This is a genomic window from Shewanella sp. 10N.261.52.F9 (assembly GCF_041471165.1).
Classification (GTDB): Bacteria; Pseudomonadota; Gammaproteobacteria; order Enterobacterales; family Shewanellaceae; genus Shewanella; species Shewanella marinintestina.
On the sequence record NZ_JBFRNX010000021.1, the window covers coordinates 53620 to 77084 of the forward strand.

27 protein-coding genes are annotated in these 23465 nt (G+C 42.7%); 13 read left to right on the top strand and 14 right to left on the bottom strand.

Features of this window, described 5'->3' with window-relative positions; translation table 11 throughout:
- Positions 1–138: 138 nt before the first annotated feature.
- The 11 genes from AB4298_RS13470 to mlaF all read right to left on the bottom strand — a co-directional run bounded on the left by AB4298_RS13470 (position 139) and on the right by mlaF (position 9200).
- Positions 139–303 carry a hypothetical protein gene (locus tag AB4298_RS13470; protein WP_248999162.1) on the bottom strand — a complete coding sequence of 55 codons (165 nt, stop codon included), beginning with the start codon at positions 301–303 and terminating at the stop codon, positions 139–141.
- A 204-nt stretch (positions 304–507) separates the two neighbouring features.
- On the bottom strand, positions 508–2166 hold the full coding sequence (locus AB4298_RS13475; RefSeq protein ID WP_371987109.1) for an Ig-like domain-containing protein: 1659 nt from the start codon (positions 2164–2166) through the stop codon (positions 508–510).
- A gap of 190 nt (positions 2167–2356) precedes the next feature.
- The gene (locus AB4298_RS13480) at positions 2357–2995 is read right to left on the bottom strand and encodes a response regulator (RefSeq protein WP_248999160.1); all 639 of its coding nucleotides are present in this window, start codon (positions 2993–2995) and stop codon (positions 2357–2359) included.
- On the bottom strand, positions 2995–4389 hold the full coding sequence (locus AB4298_RS13485) for a sensor histidine kinase (protein WP_371987111.1): 1395 nt from the start codon (positions 4387–4389) through the stop codon (positions 2995–2997). The genes AB4298_RS13480 and AB4298_RS13485 overlap by 1 nt, the downstream gene beginning before the upstream one ends.
- 138 nt (positions 4390–4527) lie before the next feature.
- A complete protein-coding gene (gene murA, locus AB4298_RS13490; protein WP_371987112.1) occupies positions 4528–5790 on the bottom strand; it encodes a UDP-N-acetylglucosamine 1-carboxyvinyltransferase in 1263 nt (420 codons plus the stop codon).
- A gap of 21 nt (positions 5791–5811) precedes the next feature.
- A complete protein-coding gene (locus tag AB4298_RS13495) occupies positions 5812–6063 on the bottom strand; it encodes a BolA family protein (RefSeq protein WP_220779009.1) in 252 nt (83 codons plus the stop codon).
- 13 nt (positions 6064–6076) lie between these two features.
- Positions 6077–6370: an STAS domain-containing protein gene (locus AB4298_RS13500; RefSeq protein WP_248999157.1), complete on the bottom strand. Its 294-nt coding sequence runs from the start codon at positions 6368–6370 to the stop codon at positions 6077–6079.
- Complete coding sequence (locus tag AB4298_RS13505) at positions 6370–7038, bottom strand: MlaC/ttg2D family ABC transporter substrate-binding protein (RefSeq protein WP_371987114.1); 669 nt, start codon at positions 7036–7038, stop codon at positions 6370–6372. Before AB4298_RS13505 ends, AB4298_RS13500 begins: the two co-directional genes overlap by 1 nt.
- Positions 7039–7070: 32 nt before the next feature.
- Positions 7071–7541 carry an outer membrane lipid asymmetry maintenance protein MlaD gene (mlaD, locus tag AB4298_RS13510; RefSeq protein ID WP_248999156.1) on the bottom strand — a complete coding sequence of 157 codons (471 nt, stop codon included), beginning with the start codon at positions 7539–7541 and terminating at the stop codon, positions 7071–7073.
- Positions 7542–7615: 74 nt separating this feature from the next.
- Positions 7616–8401 (bottom strand): lipid asymmetry maintenance ABC transporter permease subunit MlaE, encoded by a 786-nt coding sequence (mlaE, locus tag AB4298_RS13515; protein WP_248999155.1) that lies wholly within the window; start codon positions 8399–8401, stop codon positions 7616–7618.
- Entirely contained in the window at positions 8388–9200 is an 813-nt protein-coding gene (gene mlaF, locus AB4298_RS13520; protein WP_248999154.1) for a phospholipid ABC transporter ATP-binding protein MlaF, read from the bottom strand. The genes mlaE and mlaF overlap by 14 nt, the downstream gene beginning before the upstream one ends.
- A gap of 174 nt (positions 9201–9374) precedes the next feature.
- Between mlaF and AB4298_RS13525 the strand changes: the two genes are divergently transcribed.
- The 12 genes from AB4298_RS13525 to mgtE all read left to right on the top strand — a co-directional run bounded on the left by AB4298_RS13525 (position 9375) and on the right by mgtE (position 18942).
- Positions 9375–10334 carry a calcium/sodium antiporter gene (locus AB4298_RS13525; RefSeq protein ID WP_248999153.1) on the top strand — a complete coding sequence of 320 codons (960 nt, stop codon included), beginning with the start codon at positions 9375–9377 and terminating at the stop codon, positions 10332–10334.
- A gap of 46 nt (positions 10335–10380) precedes the next feature.
- Positions 10381–11358, top strand: a complete 978-nt coding sequence (locus tag AB4298_RS13530) for a KpsF/GutQ family sugar-phosphate isomerase (protein ID WP_248999152.1) — start codon at positions 10381–10383, stop codon at positions 11356–11358.
- Between the two features lie 2 nt (positions 11359–11360).
- Positions 11361–11912 carry a 3-deoxy-manno-octulosonate-8-phosphatase KdsC gene (gene kdsC / locus AB4298_RS13535; RefSeq protein ID WP_371987115.1) on the top strand — a complete coding sequence of 184 codons (552 nt, stop codon included), beginning with the start codon at positions 11361–11363 and terminating at the stop codon, positions 11910–11912.
- The gene (gene lptC, locus AB4298_RS13540; RefSeq protein ID WP_248999150.1) at positions 11909–12466 is read left to right on the top strand and encodes an LPS export ABC transporter periplasmic protein LptC; all 558 of its coding nucleotides are present in this window, start codon (positions 11909–11911) and stop codon (positions 12464–12466) included. Before kdsC ends, lptC begins: the two co-directional genes overlap by 4 nt.
- A 66-nt stretch (positions 12467–12532) precedes the next feature.
- Positions 12533–13069 carry a lipopolysaccharide transport periplasmic protein LptA gene (gene lptA, locus AB4298_RS13545; protein ID WP_248999149.1) on the top strand — a complete coding sequence of 179 codons (537 nt, stop codon included), beginning with the start codon at positions 12533–12535 and terminating at the stop codon, positions 13067–13069.
- Positions 13069–13800, top strand: a complete 732-nt coding sequence (gene lptB / locus AB4298_RS13550) for an LPS export ABC transporter ATP-binding protein (protein ID WP_248999148.1) — start codon at positions 13069–13071, stop codon at positions 13798–13800. Before lptA ends, lptB begins: the two co-directional genes overlap by 1 nt.
- A 135-nt stretch (positions 13801–13935) precedes the next feature.
- The gene (locus AB4298_RS13555; RefSeq protein ID WP_371987117.1) at positions 13936–15396 is read left to right on the top strand and encodes an RNA polymerase factor sigma-54; all 1461 of its coding nucleotides are present in this window, start codon (positions 13936–13938) and stop codon (positions 15394–15396) included.
- Positions 15397–15425: 29 nt separating this feature from the next.
- Positions 15426–15713, top strand: a complete 288-nt coding sequence (gene hpf / locus AB4298_RS13560) for a ribosome hibernation promoting factor (protein ID WP_248999146.1) — start codon at positions 15426–15428, stop codon at positions 15711–15713.
- 2 nt (positions 15714–15715) lie between these two features.
- On the top strand, positions 15716–16159 hold the full coding sequence (gene ptsN, locus AB4298_RS13565) for a PTS IIA-like nitrogen regulatory protein PtsN (protein ID WP_371987118.1): 444 nt from the start codon (positions 15716–15718) through the stop codon (positions 16157–16159).
- Positions 16160–16367: 208 nt separating this feature from the next.
- Positions 16368–17222, top strand: coding sequence for an RNase adapter RapZ (gene rapZ / locus AB4298_RS13570; RefSeq protein WP_371987119.1), 855 nt, complete (start codon positions 16368–16370; stop codon positions 17220–17222).
- Entirely contained in the window at positions 17209–17484 is a 276-nt protein-coding gene (locus tag AB4298_RS13575; RefSeq protein ID WP_371987120.1) for an HPr family phosphocarrier protein, read from the top strand. Before rapZ ends, AB4298_RS13575 begins: the two co-directional genes overlap by 14 nt.
- A 93-nt stretch (positions 17485–17577) precedes the next feature.
- On the top strand, positions 17578–18942 hold the full coding sequence (gene mgtE, locus AB4298_RS13580; protein ID WP_248999142.1) for a magnesium transporter: 1365 nt from the start codon (positions 17578–17580) through the stop codon (positions 18940–18942).
- 57 nt (positions 18943–18999) lie between these two features.
- On the opposite strand, the gene AB4298_RS13585 is transcribed toward mgtE, so the two are convergent.
- Together AB4298_RS13585 and AB4298_RS13590 are read right to left on the bottom strand one after the other, a co-directional pair.
- Positions 19000–19794, bottom strand: coding sequence for a molybdate ABC transporter substrate-binding protein (locus tag AB4298_RS13585; RefSeq protein WP_371987121.1), 795 nt, complete (start codon positions 19792–19794; stop codon positions 19000–19002).
- 279 nt (positions 19795–20073) lie between these two features.
- On the bottom strand, positions 20074–20748 hold the full coding sequence (locus tag AB4298_RS13590; protein WP_248999140.1) for a YiaD family glycine zipper/OmpA-like lipoprotein: 675 nt from the start codon (positions 20746–20748) through the stop codon (positions 20074–20076).
- 467 nt (positions 20749–21215) lie between these two features.
- Between AB4298_RS13590 and AB4298_RS13595 the strand changes: the two genes are divergently transcribed.
- Positions 21216–21431 (top strand): transposase, encoded by a 216-nt coding sequence (locus AB4298_RS13595; RefSeq protein WP_248999139.1) that lies wholly within the window; start codon positions 21216–21218, stop codon positions 21429–21431.
- Between the two features lie 276 nt (positions 21432–21707).
- On the opposite strand, the gene AB4298_RS13600 is transcribed toward AB4298_RS13595, so the two are convergent.
- Complete coding sequence (locus AB4298_RS13600) at positions 21708–23297, bottom strand: FG-GAP repeat domain-containing protein (RefSeq protein ID WP_371987123.1); 1590 nt, start codon at positions 23295–23297, stop codon at positions 21708–21710.
- Between the last annotated feature and the right edge of the window lie 168 nt (positions 23298–23465).

Here is a 23465-nt window from a genome sequence, read left to right on the forward strand (position 1 = left end):
GGTTCTAGGTTCTAGGTTCTAGCACAACATAAAACGCGAAAAGGCGAAACAGTATCAGTTGTTTTGCCTTTTCCATTTCATTCGACTTTCTTGCTAAAACGACGGCCTCTGTTACCCGCTTCACCGTCTTAGCCTTACCTAACACCTGCGATCTTGCTTGAACAGGCCGACCCAAAATGCCAACTCAAATATTACGCCTATCACAACTAATCCCGTCGCCCCTTGTACTATTCCTGCCGCATAACACCCTATCGCAGCGCTAATCAAGGCGACTAAAATAACCCCTCTTATCCATAATGGCATAATGCTTTCCTTTTCTACTTTCCATAAAACCAAGGTTTAAACTTAAGCCTAAACCTAACAAACTGTAGGCAATCACTCATCTATTTATAATTAAAATTTATTCACTTTCGCTATGAGTTTTCAGTGCTTCGCCCACAAAAAAAGCCACGCTAAATATGCTTAGCGTGGCTTGTCGGGAGGGACTAAATAATGATAATTCTATTCTTATTTATGCATTTTTCCGTTGTATCTGTCTTTTAAGATAAACAATTTCTCGCCTTTACTGTGGCACTCTCCACATGCAAATTCATCAGTCAGGTAAGGATACATAAAGGTATCTTTAGCCTCAGAGTCTTGGAACTGGCCTTTTTCATTGTAGAGATCAATCGCAAAAGTATGAATGCGGATATCCCCGACCTTATTGCCGTGTTCGTTGGTCGCTGAAGTCGCATTTTTTACAACATCAGGCATATGACAATCAACACACTCTTTAGCATAGAAACCGTCGTCACCAGACCCATGGCCAGCGTTTAAGTTAACTTTATCCGCGTGACAAGTAGTACATTGTTTTTTGAATGCCCCAACATGTTCAGGCTGATCCATATAAACAGCTGACTTGTGGCTATCATGACAATTAGAGCAAGTCATGCCAGCAAGATAGTGTTTACCCATAATCTCGCCAGAGTCTGGATCGACTCCTATAAATTCATCATGGCTTTGATGATGACGCGGTAAACCACTTCTTACAGCAACACGCGCTCCATATTCAGGCCCATCTGGGTAAGCCTTATTAAAGCTACTGACATAATCATTACGCACATTACGGTCACCATCTCGTGTATGACATTCTGCACAATGCATAGCTTCACCGTATCCCATGGTTTCGCTCTGTAAAGATGCAGTTAGACGCGGCGTTGCCTTCTTAACAATATTAGTGTTACTTGGTGACTTCACATGCGCTAGCCCCGCACCATGACAAGCCTCACATTGAACGCCTGCAGCGATAAATGTACCCTCTATACCTGGAAGATCATCTTGATGCTGCGGGTGGAAATCTTCACTTGTCGGCTTCCAGCCTGTGTTATGACAATTACCACAGTTATAAGGCTTGTTCACAGAACCCGCATTGTAATTGCTCATATGTTGGTCATCACGCCCTTCCATAATGGCGTTAATATTGTGCTGCGCTTGCTTACCCGTAACGATATAGCCGTCTTTATCTAACCAGCGATATTTCCATGCAAACCCACCAGAAGTGTATGACACATCAGCATAGCTTTGCGGTGCACCTAAAGCGTTATCTGTTGGGTTACCGTCGCTATCAATTAGTGCTATAGCACCGTCTACGCTGCTATAGGGAAAGCTAGGCGTTTCATCGTTACCAACCTTACTAATTTTAAAGTTATGCCCATGAAACTGGTGGCTTGGTGCACCACCTATACTGCTCGTCTCATCATTATGGCATTGTAAACAAGCTTGAGTTCCAGCGTAGATTGCTTCTGATGTTGTAACTGTAATTTTTGCGCTTGCTTCGTCAATACCGTCACTCACTGTATAGTTAATCTCAGCGCTGCCGACAAAGCCATCGGGATCAAATTCAATTCGATTCTCACTTAGTAGCAGAACCGAACCTTGCTCAGATGTTGCTGCTACAAGTCGAAGTCCGTCGCCTTCATCTTCATCGCTAGCATGTAGCATAGGATTAATTATTATCACCTGATTACTGTCTGCTACTCGGGCAGTATCTGCTGCGACAGGAGGAGTATTGGCTGGAGGTGGGGTAATACCTCCATTATCATCGTTATCATTGTCGCTTCCGCACGCAACCAGCATGGTTATCATGCTGGCAAGAAGAAGCTTTTTACATGGAATTTTTGCGTTCATAAGTTCATCCTCAACATTGCTTTTCATATCGCCAACATTGCAGGGAATGGCGACTGATATGCCTCTTTGGGCATGAAACAAGTATCAGCAACTTACTACCTAAGGGATAGATGACTAGAATTCACAGCGCTCACTAAGTTGTGAACTTTAGTTATCAAAAAAACTTTAAACCCATGTTTTTATAGAATATTTAATCACCAGAAAGATTGTGATTTGTTAATACGAATTGACCAGTATTTGTCAAAATGTAGAGCTTGTTCTCATTTTGCATAACAAGACCTGCTTTCTTTAACTGCCGAATATGAAAATTAAACTTAGTGTGATCATCAATTTCAACTAAACGGCATAGATCCATAAACTTAAGCGATTTGTGGCCAGCTAGAATCCTCAGCGCTTTACGTCGATACGGATTAGCCAAAGCACTATAGACTAGGTCAGGATCTAGATCTGCTCGGCTCTTTAACAACTGCTTTTCGGCCAAGCTACGTTTAACAGTCACAATTAACTCATCGCCTTTAAATGGCTTGGTCATTACACTGTCAGCACCTTTTTTCATTGCATCTACCGCTGTATCCACAGTGGCATAAGCCGTTATAATGACTACAGCAAGGAAAGGTTGATTCTGCCTTAGGTTAGAAATGGCCTCAACACCAGTCATTCCCGACATCAGTAAGTCGAGTAAAGCAATATCGAAGTGCTCACGTCCACTAGCCTCAATAGCCTGTTCTGCACTACTAACCGCAGTGACATCAAAACCTTCTAGCTCAAGTATTTCGACTATGTTCATACTGAGCTCTACATCATCTTCAGCCAATAATACCCGTATCATTAGTCGTACCCTCGATAAAATGTCAGCGTAATGCAGGTACCCTGCCCTTCACTGCTTGCAATATGCATCTTGCCATTATGCAAAGCGACTATTTGCTCGCAAATCGCTAAGCCTAGACCCGTACCTTGCCCTACAGCCTTGGTTGAATAAAACAATTCTGTGGCACGTTCTAGTTGTGTGCTTGTCATACCTGAGCCTGAATCAACTACCGTTATACGTACCATTTTTTCGTCTTGCTGCGCGTTAACTCTAATCTTATCGCTTGGTTCGCAGGCATCAATAGCATTACACAGCAAGTTAATAAACAGTTCTTCTAGCTTAATTTTTTCTGCATATAAAACGATACTGTCGCTGCAGTTGAGTTCAATTTGGTGCAGCTTAGTACGATGCGACAATAGCTTTACGGCAGAGCTAAGTATGTCTTTAACTGCAACAAAGCTTCGCTTACCCGTCGCGGGTCTTGCATAGCTAAGTAGCTCCTTACTAATGGAGGAAGCACGTTCTATGCCTAAGCGTATCCGTGCTAAATAATTGCTTTGCGAATCACATAAATTGGCATGCTTACGCTCTAATAAATCAAGCGCCAGCATCGAGGATGCTAAAGGGTTGTTGATCTCGTGGGCAACGCCCATCGCAAGCTGGCCTATCGCTTTATATTTATCAGCCTCAATAGCCCGCTTCAGCTTGGCAGCAGTTGCTTGTTCTTTTTCTAAATCAAAGATTTTGAGCGCTTTAAATAATGCTATTAAGATCAATGCACCAGCCAGAGTACGATAAATGGGTACACTGTAGTGGTATTCAGTAGGCACAAGGCCTGAAAGCCCACCATAGAGCACTAAGCCTACACCACAAAGTGCAAAGTAATTTCCATAACTATGCTGCTCTTGTCTGAGGTTAACGCCATAGATAAGCATGCCTAATCCGGCTAAAAGTGCGCTACCAAATCCGATCAAAATGCGCGTGTACTGACTAGCTTCAACAAAACCACTGCGGTTAATAGCTAAGTGATGCAGATCAGGAATAATTAAATAAAAATAAACGAACACCAAAGCAATAATTAGACTGTGCCCGATATAAGCAATCCGCTTATGGTTTATTGTCAGAATTTGCCAAGCAAAAACCATCAATGCCGCGTAAGACAAGAATAATTTCACTAGGCACAACCATTGCGTCAGTAGCTTATATTCAGCGGAGATATGCTCAGTAAAAATCAGTACGTATAACTCAGACCATTCATGGAAGGCGTGGGAAAAACCAAAAATAGCCAGTGCCCATAAGGTGGGAGCTATCTTTAACTGACTATAACGGAAATTTCGAAACAGCACTGCACAGCCCATAGAGAAAAACACTAGGCCATAAAAAAGATAAATATTAAATGTAACAAAAACAGGCATGGGTAAACGTTAACATTTACCTATTGTGTATGACTTGATCTACTTCTAATTACACCAGAGAAGAAGTTGCGCTAGCTCATAAAACAAAAAAGCCACTTAAGTGTTAACTTAAATGGCTCTTTACGACTAACTTAAAGATTAAGACTTCACACGTACTACGTGTCCACCCAAACCTTTAAACTTGTCTTCAATGTGTTCGTAACCACGGTCTAAGTGATAAATGCGGTCAACAGTAGTTGTACCATCAGCTACAAGACCTGCAATCACAAGGCTCGCTGAAGCGCGAAGATCAGTTGCCATCACCTGTGCGCCATTTAGCTTTTCAATACCGTGAATAATACAAGTATTACCTTCAAGCTCCATAGTTGCGCCCATACGGCTTAACTCTGGTACATGCATAAAACGATTTTCAAAAATCGTTTCTGTAATGGTCGCAGTCCCTTCTGCCAACGCATTTAGCACGCAGAACTGTGCCTGCATATCTGTTGGAAAACCTGGGTATGCTACCGTCTTGATATTAACGGCTTTAGGGCGGTTGCCTTGCATATCAAGCTCAATCCAATCATCACCAGTCGTGATGTTTGCACCCGCATCTTCAAGTTTCGCCAATACCGCTTCAAGCGATTTTGGATCGGCTTTAGTACAGCGAATTTTACCGCGAGTCACTGCAGCTGCAACCAAGAAACTACCGGTCTCAATGCGATCTGGCATAACTTGATAATCACAGCCTTGAAGTGATTCAACACCTTGAATGCGCACGGTATCAGTACCGGCACCTTCAATTTTAGCGCCCATTGCAATTAAGCAGTTTGCTAAATCAACCACTTCAGGTTCACGAGCGGCGTTTTCAATAACGGTTTCGCCATCCGCAAGCGCTGCAGCCATCAGCAAGTTTTCAGTTGCACCTACGCTAATCATATCCATAAAGATATGCGCGCCTTTCAAACGGCCGTCAACTCGCGCTTTAATGTAACCTTCTTTAACTTCAATCTTAGCGCCCATTTGTTCAAGACCTTGCAAATGCAAGTTCACTGGACGCGCACCGATAGCACAACCGCCTGGTAAAGACACATCAGCCTTACCGTAACGAGCCAATAACGGACCTAAAATAAGGATCGAGGCACGCATAGTTTTAACTAACTCATACGGCGCACAAAACTCATTAAGATTGGTTGTTGAGATACACACTCTATCTGTGCCTGAACGAGTAACTTCTGCACCTAGGCAACGCAGCAGCTCACAGCTAGTGTTTACATCTCTTAGGTTTGGTACGTTCGAAACATTGAAGTCAGTCTCGGCTAGCACACCTGCCATTAATATAGGCAAAGCAGCATTCTTAGCGCCAGAGATAACCACGTTTCCAGCAAGTGCACCACTTGCTTCAATTTTTAATTTATCCACTTTAACTCTCTAAATCCGCGATTACATATTAAAGACTTTTTCACGCTTCCATTGTGTAGGCGTAAATGCATTAATCGTAATAGCGTGTAGCTCGCCACTGGTAATGTGAGCCATTAATGGGCCATAGATGGTCTGTTGTTGCTTAACGCGTCCCATACCGTCAAAACAGTCACCTACAGCAATAATTTTATAGTGAGTTCCTTCTTGAGTTACTTTAACTTCCTCTAAAGAAAGAGCTTCTAAAAGGATGGTTTCAATTTCTTTACATTCCATGGAACTATTCACCTTACTTAGCTTCTTCAACGAAGAAGTCATTTAAATCATATAATATTATAAATTTCTTAAGCTGCTCTGAAGGTGAGACTAACTTAAGGCTAACGCCCTTGGCGGCAAACATGCTGACTAATTCAAGCAAAAATGCCACACCAGCACTGTCACAATATTCAATCCCCGACAACTGTAATAGCTGAGTTTCAGGATGCAAAATACTGCTTCGGCCATTCCATAGACTGCGCACTGCTTGTTGGTCTAGACGACCTAACACAGCACAATTAATCCCTTGTTGATTAAATTCGATCACTAGCTCTGCTTCTCTTTCGCTTGCAGATCAATGTGTTTTTGTGTGCGTTCATTAAGCATGTTAATCACAGACTCAATACCTTGTTGACGCACAAGGTTAGTAATTTCAGACTGCTTGGAAGATAACAAGCTAACGCCTTCTGCAATTAAGTCAAACGCTTTCCAAGTGCCGTCTTTTAGACGACGTGCCTTAAACTGCAATTTAATCGCTGGCCGTCCTTGCTCAACAATCTGCACATTTACGTTGACAAACTTTTCGCCAGCAAAATTTTCAGGTTTGGCATATTCAACAGTTTGATCTGTGTATTCAGTAAAGGCTTGAGCATAGGTAGAGATCAAGTAACCTTTAAATGCTTCAACGAACCGCTTACGCTGATCTTTGGTTGTATCACGTAAGTATTGGCCTAATACTTTATAAGATGCATATTTATAGTCGACATAAGGCATCAGCTCTTCCGTCACAATCACTTTTAAATGATCAGGGTCAGTTGCAATCAACTTTTCATCTTGATGAAAACGAGCAAATGTTTGGTTCGCGACTTGCTCAACAAGTGTAAACGGATTGGTCTGGTCGATTTCCGCACTCGAAGCAGTATCAGCAGCTTGCACACCTATGCTGACAAACGCCATGATTGCCAAAACGGCACTACGATAAAAACCTTTAAACATATCTCTATACTCCAACTACTTGTTCTAAAAGGTTAATCCTTTGAACCCATGCTATACAAGAACTGCCCTATCAACTCCTCTAATACCAAAGCTGAATGAGTATCATGAATACTGTCGCCATCAGCTAAGATTTCGATATCATCGTCCATAAAGCCTGGCGTTAAACCTAAAAACTGCTCCCCTAACAAGCCCGACGTCAAAATAGACAAAGTACTGGTTTCAGGAAAGTAGTGGTAACGCTTATCCATCGCTATGGTGACGACTGGCACTAGTTTTTCAGGGTCTAAATTAATTGCACTAACGCGACCAACAACTACACCGCCCACTTTTACAGGCGAGCGAACTTTAAGGCCACCAATATTACTAAATTTAGCATATAGCGTATAACTGCTATCACCTGACTTGACCTCTACATTGGCAACGTTAAACACTAACACTAAAAAGGCTGCCAATCCGGACAATAAAAATAGACCGACTAGAATCTCAATTTTCCTTGTCAACATAACTCATTTACCACTCTATTCAATAAATCTAAACAATAATTAACCCGCAATTCTTGTTTGCGGCATTATTACAATTACTGACCAAACATCATTGCTGTCAGTAAGAAATCCAGCGCCAAAACAGCTAAGCTCGACTGCACCACAGTCTGCGTTGTTGCTCGGCTAATCCCTTCTGGATTTGGGGTCACATGATAACCACGATAAAGAGCAATCCAAGTTACCACTATGGCGAATAAGAAACTCTTAATCATGCAATTAACGATATCTTGGCGCCACTCAACAGAAGCTTGCAAAATAGACCAAAAACTACCGCTATCAATACCTTTCCATTCAACACCCACGAGGTGTCCGCCGTAAATCCCCACCGCCGTGAACATTAACGCCAATAAGGGCAAACTAATAACGCCAGCCCAAAAACGTGGCGCAATAATTTGTCTCAACGGATCAATAGCCATCATTTCAAGACTAGAAAGCTGCTCGGTACTTTTCATCAATCCAAGCTCTGCCGTCAACGCAGACCCTGCGCGTCCAGCAAATAATAGTGCCGTCACTACTGGGCCCAGTTCGCGCAGTAAGCTAAGTGCAACCATAGGCCCCAAGCTTTCTTCTGTGCCAAAGCCGACTAAAATATTATAGCCTTGGAGGGCCAGTACCATGCCGATAAACAAGCCTGAGACTAAGATAATCACCATCGACTGTACGCCGACGACATAAAGCTGCTTTATTAACAGCGGGGTGCCTTTACGTATGCGTGGACGATGGGCGATAGCGCCCCATAACATTAAACCCGCTTTACCGAGACCCGTGACTAAATCAATAGCCGCGCTGCCAAGTCGAGCAACCTGATCAATCAAGCTCACGAAGTAATTCCTTTTTATAATCGTCTGCAGGGTAATGAAACGGCACGGGGCCGTCAGGCTCTCCGCCGATAAACTGTTTTAACTGCGGGTTATCCGCTAGGCGCAGATCTTTTGGGGTGCCATGAGCAATAATACGTTTATCAGCCAGTACATAAACATAGTCCGCAATTCCAAGCACCTCTGTTACATCATGAGATACTACGACTGATGTGAGGTTTAATGCATCAGAAAGCTCACGAATAAGCTTAACTAGCACCCCCATAGAAATAGGGTCCTGACCAGTAAACGGCTCATCATAAAGAATCATTTCAGGTTCTAATGCAATCGCTCGTGCTAGCGCGGCTCTGCGCTGCATACCGCCAGACAACTCAGTTGGCATCAATTGTGCTGCGCCCCTTAAGCCAACAGCCTCAAGCTTCATCAACACAATTTTACCAATAATTTCTTCGGGCAATCCAGAGTGCTCTCTTAGTGCAAAAGCGACATTATCGAATACGTTCATATCGGTAAAAAGCGCACCACTTTGAAACAACATACTCATACGTTTACGTAAGGCATAAAGCTCACTGCGATTACACTTATGCACATCAACGCCATCAAATAGCACTGAGCCGCTATCGGGCGTCAATTGGCCACCAATTAACTTCAACAGCGTAGTTTTTCCGATACCACTGGGCCCCATAATCGCCGTCACTTTACCCTGAGGTATCGACAGACTGACATCTTCGTAGATGACATGCTTGCCGCGGCTAAAAGCCATGTTATGGATTTCAACCAATGTTTTTTGGTTTTGAGTCATACAAGCACCCTGCTACTAGTAATCGAAACTTCCATTTTCCGTACCGGAAAGGGAGAAATTGTACGTAATTGGCCTAACAGGTACAACCAAATCACGACTATCTCACCGCAATACTTTCATTTTTGTTCAATTCCAGCGAAAATACGCCGTTATACCCACAAATACTAAGAATCGATGTTATTTAATATTTTCATGCTGATCGCAGGCTTAGGCGCCCTAGTCTGGAGTGCTGATAAGTTTGTTTTTGGCGCAGCTGCTTTTGCTCGCAACCTAGGGTTGCCGCCAATGTTAATTGGTTTGACGATTGTCGCTATGGGCAGCTCTGCCCCTGAAATGTTTGTTGCTGCAACCGCATCACTTGAAGGCATGACTGACACTGCGATTGGAAATGTCCTTGGCTCTAACATCGCCAACATTACCTTGATTTTGGGTATTACTGCATTACTTGGTGCTATTTCAGTGAGCTCGCAAACGCTGAAACGTGAAATCCCAATGATGCTAATTGCCACCTTAATTGTAGGTTACTTCCTTTACGATGGTTTCTTAACGCGTATTGAAGGTATTAGCTTATTGGTGCTATTTATTGGCTTAATGGGTTACCTTATTTGGCATGGCCTACACAGTAAAAACCGTGACGCTCTTGCTGAGGAAGCTGAAAGCGAAATACCAGCAGATGTGCCAACGGCAAAAGCAATTTTATGGCTAGTTGTTGGCATGGTATTGTTGCCATTATCGGCAGACTGGATGGTGCAAGGCGCAGTGGGTATCGCTAAAGCTTATCACCTATCAGACTTAGTGATTGGTTTAACCATTATCGCTGTGGGAACCAGTCTCCCCGAACTTGCAGCCTGTGTTGCCGGAGTCTTAAAAAAAGAAGACGACCTTGCTATAGGTAACATAGTTGGTTCAAACTTATTCAATATTTTAGCTGTACTTGCTATACCTGGCATAATCGCCCCTGGGGCAGTAGACGCCGCTGCGAGTACTCGAGATTTTTACATGGTGCTAGCCACAAGTAGTGCGCTGGCAATACTGATCTTATTATCTGGCCGTGCTAGACAATTAAAGCCTTGGCACGGCGTAGTATTACTTATAACGTTTATCGCATACCAAGCATTACTTTTCCTATCTTAGCCATGGGTGCGGTACGTTAAGCTGAAATTTAAAGAGAGACTAAGAAATGGTAGATGAAAATCAACTACGCCAATGGGGTACTAAGGTTATCGATATCGAGAAACAAGCTCTTGATAACCTTTATCAGTACGTAGACTCTTCTGAATTTGCCCAAGCTTGCCAATTAATATTGCAATGCACAGGCAAAGTTATCGTGATGGGCATGGGTAAATCAGGCCATATTGGTAATAAGATTTCAGCCACTCTTGCGAGTACAGGTACGCCTGCATTTTTCGTTCACCCTGGTGAAGCTAGCCACGGTGATTTAGGCGTATTAAGTGAAAACGATATCGTTCTCGCAATATCTAATTCGGGCGAATCGAGTGAAATCCTAACCCTAATGCCTGTTATTAAGCGTATGGGATTACCGATGATTTCGGTAACCGGCAAGCCAGATTCGAATATGGCAAAATTGGCACAATTACACCTTTGTATTGAAGTACCAGAAGAGGCTTGCCCCCTTGGACTTGCGCCAACATCTAGCACAACAGCAACGCTAGTGATGGGTGACGCTCTAGCAGTGGCATTGTTGCAAGCTCGCGGCTTTACCCAAGATGATTTTGCGCTATCTCATCCGGGTGGAAGCTTAGGTCGTAAACTGCTGTTAAAGGTTAGCGACGTAATGCACAAAGGTGACGAGCTACCAAGCGTTAGAGATGATATCTGTATTACAGATGCTCTATACGAAATATCTAAAAAAGGCTTAGGTATGACTGCTGTTGTCGATAACAACAATACCTTAGTGGGTATATTTACCGATGGCGATTTACGCCGTGTTATCGATGCTGATGTCAACTTAAGAACCACGTCCATTGCAGATGTGATGACAAAAGGCTGCGTAACAATTACTGACAATGTATTGGCCGCAGAAGCACTGAAAGTGATGGATACTAAAAGCATCAATGGCCTTGTTGTGATCAACGAAAAACAACAACCTGTCGGCGCATTAAACATGCTAGATATGGTTAAAGCAGGAGTTATCTAAAGATGGCAAAACAAGGTTTTTATGGTCCTGTCAGCGATGATATCTGGCTTGCGGCAAGCAAAATCAAACTACTCATCTGTGATGTTGATGGTGTGTTTTCTGATGGCTTAGTCTATATGAGCAACAGTGGCGAAGAGCTTAAAACCTTTCACACTCGTGACGGCTATGGCGTGCGATCTGTGCTGTCCAGCGGCATTCAAGTTGCCATCATCACTGGCCGTAAATCACAAATTGTTGAAGATAGATTTACCGCTCTTGGCGTAACACACATATATCAAGGCGTGGATGATAAGTTAAGCCCTTATCATGAATTACTATCGCTTTATAACGTAAGCCCTGAAGAAGTGGCTTACATTGGCGACGACATGGTAGATCTTCCTGTAATGCAACAAGTAGGTTTATCTGTATGTGTTGCAGACGGCCATCCGTATGTAAAGCAACATGCCAAAATGACCACTCAAATTAAAGGCGGACATGGCGCATTACGTGAACTCACAGACTTACTACTCTTAAGCCAAGACAAGTTTGAATCGGCCCACGGGATGAGTATATGAACCGCGTTACCCTAGCGATTATCTTGTTTTTTGGCACAGCACTACTGCTTTACTGGCAAGTGCAGTCTAAAAAAAGCGAGCAACAGCTAGATATTGATGTCAGTCAACGTCCTGACTACATTATTGATGATCTTCGTAGTATCGAATACAACGAATTAGGACTGATCAATAGCGAAGTAACCGCCAAGCATATGGAGCATTTCGATAGTGTCAGCATGACTTATTTTACCGAACCTGTTTATCTTATTTATCCTGATGATGGCCAAGCTCAATGGCAGCTCAAAGGTACTCAAGGTAGCCTAAATAAAGTGACTGGTAAGGTAACTTTAGAAAACAATGTTATTATCGACTCTATTAGTCCAGAAGAGCCTATCCAGACGTTAACAACTGATTATCTAGAGCTTGATCTCAATACTATGATCATGACCTCTGACGATATGATCCACGTCACTGGCAACGAATTTGTTATTCAAGGAATGGGGCTATATGCCGACTTGAATGCCCAGAGCGTAAAACTTGTTAGCCAAGTAGAAGGGATCTACGAAGCTAAGTAATACGCCAATATTGAACAACACTTGGGCTGCATCAGCAATACGCTATAGCCGAGTATGAAGGACATTATGAAATACAATCAATCTATCCTTGCAGGCCTATTTTGTCTGTTAAGTTTTAACACTATTGCTAAGGTCGATGATCTGCAGCAAGAAGTAAAAATCGCCGCGGCGAGCCAAGAAGCTGATATAAAAAATAACCAAGTTATTTTCTTCGGCCCAGTAGAAGTTACACAAGGCTCTATTAAGATGAAAGCCGACGAGCTACGTGTATTCTCGAAAGAAGATAAAAGCGGTAAAACATTAGTCGCTACAGGCGCGCCAGCAACTTATACCCAAACTATGGATGATGGCCGTCCTGCAACAGCTAGCGCCAAAGAAATCCGTTATGAATTAGCCACACGCACACTGACTTTAGTGGGTGAGGCAACACTAGAGCAAGACGGCAGCCAAGTTACAGGTAACCGCATCAAGTATAATATCAGTAAGCAGCAACTAATCGCAGAAAGTACTGGCCAAGGAGATGACAGAGTTATCACCATTATTCAGCCTGAAACCTATCAGGAAGAAAAGCCTGAAGCACCAGTACAACAGCAGGAACAATAATGAGCCAAATCACCTTAAAAGCAGCCAATCTAGCTAAAAGCTATAAGAGCCGTGCTGTTGTGCAGGATGTTAGCTTAACCGTAAAAACGGGCCAAATTGTTGGCTTACTTGGACCAAATGGTGCGGGTAAAACAACCACTTTCTATATGGTTGTTGGTCTGGTTCAAAGCGATAAAGGTAAGATTTTTATCGACGATGACGATCTTACTTTAGACCCAATGCACTTACGTGCTCGTAAAGGTATTGGCTACTTACCGCAAGAAGCGAGTATTTTCAGAAAACTGTCTGTACGTGACAACATTATGGCGGTGCTACAAACCCGCAGTGACATCAATAATGAACAACGTGAAGAACAACTCGAACATCTGTTAGAAGAGTTCCATATTACTCACATTCGCGATAGCCAAGGTATGGCACTATCAGGCGGTGAACGACGCCGTGTTGAAATTGCCAGAGCATTAGCAGCCAACCCCAAATTCATCCTATTAGATGAACCTTTTGCCGGTGTTGACCCTATTTCTGTAATTGATATTAAAAAGATTATTGAACAGCTCAAAAACCGCGGTTTAGGCGTACTAATTACCGACCACAATGTGCGTGAAACACTCGATGTTTGTGAGCATGCGTATATCGTGAGTCACGGAAATCTTATTGCCGAAGGTACACCTGCTGAAATCTTAGACAACCAGCAAGTTCGAGCAGTGTACTTAGGTGAACAATTCAGGCTATAGTTAATTCACCATTTGGAAGTTAAAAACTTAATACGGAATACAATTCCAAATAAAATCAATGTATTGAGTTTTTAAGCTTTCTTCGCCAATCAGCGAGCTTTAACGTTTAACTACAGTGTAGGGAATAGCGGTACGATGAAAGCGTCACTCCAGCTCAAAATGGGTCAACAGCTCACCATGACTCCTCAATTGCAACAGGCTATTCGCCTATTGCAACTATCTTCTTTAGAGCTGCAACAAGAGATCCAACAAGCATTAGAATCTAACCCACTACTCGAGTTAGACGAAGAGCAATCAGATGGCGACATGGATAATAGTGACGACCCATCTTCAAACGATTCTAATAGCCTAGAGCGCGACAGCGCTACGGTTGAAACCTCTGATGCATTAACCCAAGATTCCATGCCAGATGACCTGCCAATGGATACAACATGGGACGAAGTCTACACCGTATCGTCTAACTCCAGCTCAGGCGTTAGTCGCGAAGATGATATGCCCTTTCAAGGTGAAACCAGCGAAGGCTTGTACGAACACCTTGAATGGCAAAAAAACCTCACACCGTTTTCTGATAACGATCTTGCAATCGCCACTGCTATTATCGACGCTATTGATGAGCGCGGCTACTTAACCCAAAGCTGTGAAGATATCTTAGAGGCGATGGGCGACCCTGAAACTGAACTAGATGAAGTTGAAGCCGTATTAAAACGAGTACAACACTTTGATCCTATTGGAGTTGCAGCGCGTAATCTGAGTGAGTGTTTGCTGATCCAATTAGCGCAATATGCGGCAGATACCCCGCATATCGACAACGCAAAATTACTTATCAAAGACTATTTAGACTTAATTGCTGGTAGAGATTTCAGGCAATTAATGCGCAAAACAAAGCTTAAAGAAGATGATCTTCGCGAAGCAATTACACTGATCCAAACCCTAAACCCAAGGCCTGGGCTGGCGATTGCGCGCAGTAAAGACGAATATGTTATTCCTGATGTCTCGGTTAGCAAGAAAAAAGGTCGCTGGGTTGTTGAGCTAAACCCTGATTACATGCCTAAAATTAACGTAAACCAACATTATGCCTCGATGGCGCGTAGTACGACTAATCAGGCAGACGGACAGTTTATTCGAGGACATCTGCAAGAAGCAAAGTGGTTTATCAAAAGCCTTGAAAGCCGTAACGACACTTTATTAAAAGTGACTAACTGTATCGTTAAGTTCCAGCAAGGATTTTTCGAATACGGCGAAGAAGCCATGAAACCCATGGTGTTAAATGATATCGCGGAAGCGGTTGAAATGCATGAATCAACCATTTCACGAGTAACCACACAGAAATATATGCATACCCCACGAGGTATCTTTGAACTGAAATATTTCTTCTCTAGCCACGTCGGTACTGACGATGGCGGAGAATGTTCATCGACAGCAATTAGAGCGTTTATTAAGAAGTTAGTCGCAGCTGAAAACCAAAAGAAACCATTAAGCGACAGCAAAATGGCTCAACTTTTGGCAGAACAAGGGATTAAAGTTGCTAGACGTACGATCGCAAAATATCGAGAAGCGATGCTGATCCCCCCCTCAAACCAACGTAAGAGTTTATAACTCAAATTAGGCACTTGGAGGATCGATATATGCAAATCAACCTGACAGGACATCACATCGAAATTACTGAATCTTTGCGCGGCTACGTGCAAGAAAAATTCACAAAGCTTGAACGACATTTCGATCAGATCAATAATGTGCACGTTATTTTGAATGTACAAAAAATGCAGCAGATTGCCGAAGCAAAAATCCACCTGAAAAAAGGGGAAGTATTTGCCACTTCGGAGCATGCAGATATGTATGCTGCAATAGACTCCCTGATAGATAAGCTAGATCGTCAGGTTCTTAAACACAAAGAGAAGCTAACTAAACACTAACGATGGAACTAAGTACCATCCTGCAGCCGGAGTGCACTACCTGCGCCACTCCGGGCAGTAAGAAAAAGGTACTGGAGTTAATCAGTGATATTGCCGCTGTCCAGTACCCTACCCTGTCTTCACAAGAGATCTTTGAAAGTCTATTGGCGAGAGAGAAAATGGGTAGCACGGGTATAGGTAACGGTATAGCGATCCCTCACGGAAGGCTGGCTAATATCGAGCGACCTGTGGCGGTCTTAGTCAAATGCGAAGATCCAATTGCATTTGACTCAATCGATAAAAAGCCCGTTGATATTCTATTTGCCCTATTGGTGCCATCTGAGCAGTGTGAACAGCATTTAGCAACTTTGTCTTCAATGGCAGAAAAGCTTAATGACAAAGCAGTGTTAAAACAGTTGAGAAAAACCAGTAACGAATCAGAACTATATCAAGTCATTACCCAATAATATCTTACTGGGGTCTTTAAATTCGTCGCATAGCGTAAGCTTGCAGCAGTAATTTAAAGGCCTAAGTAATTATTACAGTTATATTATTCTTCTTCATCATCTGCTTAATTTCTTGCTTTAAAGCTTAAAAAAGTTAATCTATATCCATAGATACAAGATTATTACCATATTCAAACATTTAGTTAATTTTCAATCAGGTACCCATACGATGAAGCTTGTTTTAGTCTCTGGTCGTTCAGGTTCAGGCAAATCTGTTTTACTAAGAATGCTCGAAGATCTCGGCTACTACTGTGTCGACAATCTCCCATTGCCTATGATGGGCACACTACTTAACGAACTATCAGGTAATACTAAGTTTGTTGCTATCAGTGTCGACATCCGTAACTTGCCAGAAAGCAAAGACGAACTCGTCAAACATCTTACCTTTTTGCCTAAAGGCATACAGTTACTGAGCTTTTTCTTAAACTCTAGCGATGAAGTACTGCTCAAGCGCTACAATGAAACACGACGCCTTCACCCGCTCTCTCACGACAATGTATCTTTGAAAGAAGCGATTGCATTAGAAGCGCGTTTACTTGAGCCTTTGGCCAATATCGTTGATCACTACATTGATACTTCAAGTCTTAATATTTACGATCTAAACGATCAAGTGCGTGAAATATTAATAGGCAATGTTGATAAACAGTTGATGATCAATTTTGAATCATTTGGTTTCAAGCATGGTATGCCGACCGAAGCAGACTTTATGTTTGATGTACGCTTTTTACCAAACCCTCATTGGGAGCCTGATTTACGTCCAATGACTGGACTCGATAAACCCGTTCAAGACTTCTTGAACGAGCGTCCACGAGTTAATGAGTTTATCAAGCAGATAGAAGATCTACTTGAAAACTGTCTACCTGACCTTGAGCGTAACAACCGTAGCTATTTAACGATTGCTATTGGCTGCACTGGTGGACAACATCGCTCTGTGTATATTACTGAGCGTCTTGCTGCACACTTCAAACATGGCAAACACAAGGTACAAGCCCGTCACCGCGAGTTAAAAAATGCCGACCATTGAGCGTGAAATCACCCTATGTAATAAATTGGGACTTCATGCAAGAGCGGCCACTAAGTTGGTAGTTTTGGCGTCGGAATTCGATGCCAAAATAACTATCATTCAAGGCGAAAAACAAGCTTCTGCTACCAGTGTACTAGGCTTATTGATGTTAGAGACGGGTATGGGGAAAACCGTTCAACTACTGGCAACGGGCCCAGATGCTCAAACAGCACTCGATGCTGTTTGTCAGCTCATCGATGCCAAGTTTGACGAAGATAGTTAACTACCGATATTGGCTCGACCGTCTTAATTATCACCCGTTCCACCAGCACTTAAGTTAACATAAGCGCCTTTTTAAAGACCCTGTGAGGGAATCATGCCGATTGAAGTCTTAGACAATGAAACAACAGATCAACGCCTCAATCAGCTAACAAAAGCCTTGGGCAGCGGTATGTTTGTCCATGTGCGGAATATGTTGCAAGACATGGCAGCATCAGACATCGCTTTTATTCTCGAATCGTCCCCGCCACGAACACGCCAAGTACTGTGGCAATTAATTGATCAAGAGCATACCGGTGAAATCCTCGATGAGCTTGGTGAAGAGCTTAAAGATAGTCTGATCACTCAGATGAGTCCTGAACGCGTTGCTAAAGCGGCCGAGAATATGGACACCGATGACTTGGCTTACATCCTACGTAGCTTGCCAGACAGCGTCTTTAAGCAAGTACTGCAATCGATGAGTAAGCAAGACAGGGTTCGTGTCGAACAAGCGCTATCTTACCCTGATGATACAGCCGGTAGCTTAATGAATACCGACACCGTCACCTTAAGACCCGACGTCAACATTGACGTAATTTTGCGTTACTTAAGAATTCGCGGTGAACTGCCTGATGCCACAGACATGCTTTATGTGGTCGATAAACATGATCGTGTTTTAGGTGGTGTAAGAATTGCCGATCTTCTGACCTGCGACCCGAATGCATCTGTGCGTGAAATCATGATGTCAGATCTCGAAGCGATCCCTGTCGGTATGTCAGACAGCGAAGTCGCACAACTTTTTGAACGACATGACTGGATGTCAGCCCCCGTTATCGATGAGAACGACAAGCTACTGGGTCGTATCACCATTGATGATGTAGTCGATGTTATTCGTGAAGATGCCGAACACTCAATGATGGGTATGGCAGGTATGGATGACGATACAGATACCTTTGGCCCCGTGCTTAAGAGTACTTTCCGTCGCTCACTCTGGCTAACTGTTAATTTGTTTGCCGCGCTGCTGGCAGCGTCAGTCAGCAACATGTTTGAAGGCACGATTGAACAGTTCGCAACGATTGCGATTTTAATGACTATCGTCCCGAGTATGGGCGGTGTTGCTGGTAACCAAACCTTAGCTTTGGTTATTCGTGGTATTGCCTTAGGACAAATTGGTCAAAGTAACTCACGTTGGTTAATTGGTAAAGAGCTTGCCATTGGCTTCCTGAATGGCTTGCTGTGGTCTATTTTGGTTTTTGCGGCTGTGTGGGTCTGGAAAGGTGATATAGCCTTAGGTGGCTTAATAGCGGGCGCTATGCTTATCAATATGACGGTAGCGGGCCTTGCTGGAGCGACTATTCCGTTAATGTTGAAACGAATGAACATTGATCCGGCTCTAGCCGGCGGTATGGTGTTAACCACAGTAACTGACGTTATTGGCCTCTTTGCCTTCCTGGGTTTGGCAACGCTATTCTTGATGAGTTAGAGCCGACTTAACAAAAAGGCCGCAATTGCGGCCTTTTGGGTTTAAGCTTAATGGCTATTACTGCTTTAACGGCGCATCGAAACCGTAGTCAGCAAGAATCGTTTGTCCGGGCTCAGACAGGATAAACATCGCTAATTTCCAAGTATCCTTTTGTGCATCATCAAGCACAATCAAACCATAATTTGCACCAACAGCTAGTGGTGCTGGCATCTGCACGATTTGTAAATCATTCACTTCTTTTTGCGCCAATACTGCATTCGTACAATAAGTTAAAAACACATCCGCGCGCTTATTTTCCATTACCCAACCATAAGTATTACGGCCTTTAGGTGCCTTCGCGCTGTTCTCACCACCGGTAAGCTGCAGTGCTTTTTGTTCAAGCTTGGTCTTTGCCCCTGCTTTTACATCGTCCGCTTTAGCAAAAATTTTCCACGCGTAGTCACCTGATGGATCGGCTTTAGGTGTTGAAGTGCCCACTCGAACTTTCGGATCAAGTATGACAGCTAATAAGCCTTCGCTATTAATGTTAACGTTGGGCTGAGCCAATGCACACATCTGGTTACGGGCAAACATTACCACATTGCCACCTTTACCGGCCGCTTCCAATGTCTGTGGGTGCTTCATATTTGCAGAAGCAAATAGATCCACCTGTTCGCCATTTTCAATGCGCTTTCTCAGCAGCCCTGATGGACCGAAATCAGTAGCAACCTTTTGATCATCTGTTTGCTGGTACGCCATCACAATGTCCTTCATGGCATTTTTTAAACTGCCCGCAGCTCGTAATTCAATAGGATTAGCATTAACAGCAAAAGGTAGGCTTAACAGTGAAACTAAGATCCATTTTCTCATCATTTCTTTCCATTCATTTTGTCTTTTTTAACGGTGATTTATGTGCAAACACATTGCATTAAGCTAATGAGAAAACATCTAATATCAAATCACAATGCCTGAGCCGTTTAGCACAACTTAAGTATGTAACCACGCGAGTATCGTCACAGCCTTTAAGCTAACAGCAGACAAAAAGTCCCAGCAGACTATCAATATTTAAAAGGCTTTGCTATCTGTAGCTATGATCAAAAAAGCCACCTAACGGTGGCTTAGTTCAAATAACTTAATCGACTAAAATTAAGTTTATGCCTTTGGCATTGGGCTTAAGATAATCTCAACTCGACGGTTTTCAGCACGGCCTTGTTTAGTCTTATTGTCTGCAATCGGTTTTGACTCCCCCATACCATGAGACGCAACACGTACTGCTGGCACCTTATGCTGAGTTAAGTAATTTGCCACTTCACTCGCACGCACTTGCGATAATCTTAAGTTATATGATTCCGCACCAGAACTATCTGTATGCCCCATCACATTTAGCTTAGTTTCGTCGTATTCTAGTGCTACAAGCACAACACTATTAAGCACTTGCTGCGCGCGCTGGCTCAAATCTGTTTGGTCAACTCCGAAAGTGACATCATTAGGCATATTAAGAATAATATTATCGCCGCTGCGAGTAACACTCACACCTGATGACTGTAATTGCTTACGTAACTCAGCTTCTTGCACATCCATGTAGTAGCCAATACCACCACCTAACGCTGCACCCGATGCAGCACCAATCAATGCGCCTTTACCGCGATCACTTTTACTGGAAGACGCTACGCCAATTGCAGCCCCCGCAATAGCTCCAATCAATGCGCCATTTGTCGCTTTGCCATTTTGAGATTCATTAGTGTATGGATTAGTTGTTTGGCAACCAGAGACCATCATCGCAGCCACTAAGCCACCCACAATAATTGAACTGCGTTTTATGTTCATTTTTACCACTCCTAACTGCTTTTGCTGTTATGCAAAAACGACCGCTTATAAGATGTATTATTTTTAGCAGTATATAAAACAGAATTGATTAGACAATGGCTAGGCAATTAAGTGGGTTAAAAGTGAACAACTCGGCTTTTTATCCAACCTTCAGGATTGCACCAAAATCATGCAGCAATGCACCAGTAAAGTGCAAAAATAACTAAAACAGATGACCTAGCCTTGTGCATTAAATTTTAACCATATGAATTGTAATGAATTAAAATAAAATTCAGTATTGGCACAGCTTAAGCATACTCATTATTGAGTACTCACTGACAACAAAAATAAATAATAACAATGCTCAGAGAATAACGGCAAAGCCTAGCACAACAGCCTTGCCTAGGGATCTCCGTCACCACGCTCAAAGACGTACAAACCACTGATGTTTAGCCGTATTAATCATTAGAATTTAAAAGAGAATGCCCATGGACGCTATCAACTTAAACCTTAACGTTATCAATGAAGTTAAAAATAAAGGCCGCTTATTGTCAGACGTAGCCAAAGACTACGGACTATCGACAAAAAAGGTTTATCAAATAGTGCATGAAAGTGAGCAAAAATCGACTAGAGGTTCACTGCCAATTATGCAGCAGACTAAGCTGCTAGCAGTACGTATAAAACAGTTATTGCGTCAACGCTAAATAACAGGCTGTACCCTGTTAAGCAGAGGCGAAGAAGCATGACTTTCGCCGCAACGAAATCAAAATTAACGCGCTAACTCAATAAAATAATATAACGCTTAATGTGGTTTTCGCCTCTGCTACCCCAAAATCGTATTTAATTAATAACAGCCGATTTACCGCTCTAAGTCCTCGTTCTGGTGTTAATAGACCAAATAAATCAATAAAAAAATGAAGCCTTAGGCTCCATTTCTATTAGCAATTAATCATCATATTGGCGTCAATCAAGGCTAGTAACTAACTAGCAAGCAATACTCTAAATTGATTTGATAAATCATCATCATCTTGGCGGCCATACTTAATCAGTAAGTCTTCACGTCCATCACCATTGAGATCTTCAGTCTTTAGCATGCCACCTTCAATAGGTAACTGCAGCTCATGCTTTTGTGCATCTCGGCTAAATAGATCGTCACCATCTTGGCCTAAATAAATTTTCAGACTCGACTCATCATCCGACAAAATAAGGTCTTTAAAACCATCGCCATTAAGATCTGCAAGCTTTACCACTGGGCTGCCAGCTTGCCCCGAGCTCAGGCTAAAATTAAGTTCAACTTCTTTACTAACATTCGAGTCTTCACTAAAGCGTCCGTTAGCGTCCATCTTAAATAGATGTACATCTTGATCAATGCTGCCAGATAGCAAAGCACCGATAATTTGCGACACACCAATATCAAAACCTGCGACTAAAACTTCATCTTTATTGTCGTTATCGATATCAACAAACTCTAAACCCGTTAACGTCCCTTCCGCTCTAACCACGCTGCTCGCCTGTTTAGGAAAATGCAATTTGCCTTGTTGATTCTCACCTAAGTAAATTTCGTAATCGTTAACTCTATCGAAAACGCCGGAACTTTTGGTATAACGGATCACCATGTCGGTAATGCCATCATTATTGAGATCTTTAAGCTCCTCAACCTTGCGATACACCAGCTTGCTTTGATCTAATTGCTCACCATAAGCATCACGCTTATTCCACCAATCAATGCCGCTTATAGGCTGGCGCACTGAGATAAACTCGGCGATAGGGTTAAAGGTAAACGTCTCCTTATGACTATCTTTATCAGTATTTGCTTCAGCTTGCTCAATATTAGCTAACGCAAGTTCAGGTTTATTCTGTTTATAAACTTCAAGCTCGCCCTCACCAATCTTAACAATGTCCATCAAGCCATCAAGGTTAACGTCGCTAATGTAAAGTTTAGACTGGGTGTAAGTAGCACCATCTTCAAATAATCTAGACTGTGGTTTTATCGGCAGCTCTTGAGGTTGAAAACCTTGGTCTGTCGCTAATAGCAGATGCACTTGGTAGAAGTCATGAATCAAAATATCATCACGTTTGTCGCCATTAAGATCTTGAATGAATTCACCGCGACTAATAAAATCCGGGCGATCTTTAAAAGATAATGAGTTTATCTTAGCAACAGTTTCAATCTGCCACTCTTGAGTATTCGCGGGATTAACCAACAGTTGTAATTTGTCTTGTGATAAAAAGTACAACTTTTGCAATTCTGTATCTGTGGGTTCTGTAATATCAAAACTGTGTAACTCTTGAGGTAACGCTTGCTTATGAGACAATTGATACTGGCCTTGCTGAAGTAGATAGATTGCCATCCAGCGTTGGTTTAAGTCATCAATACCAAAAGCGATAAGCTCCTTTCCTGGCTGCGATAATAGATCTGCCGCAATAATTGGATGAGTTAATTCAAAAGGTGCATTAATAACAGATTCGGTAAAGTTTAATGCCGAGTCAGATTTTGCCTGGGCAGATAATGACACGCCACTAGCCACAATCGCGCAAGTGCCTATCAAGCCTTTAAGTGTCAATTTCATCAATATACTCCTTGTGTCACCCATCAATCCTAACTTTGCCTAATATCAGCAGAGGTATTGAAACTAACGGTTTTTAACTGTGAACGAAACCATTCGTTAACAGTTTGTAACACAAGGATGCACTATGAGTGATACACCACTGCTACGATAACGACTTTAAGGGGCCTC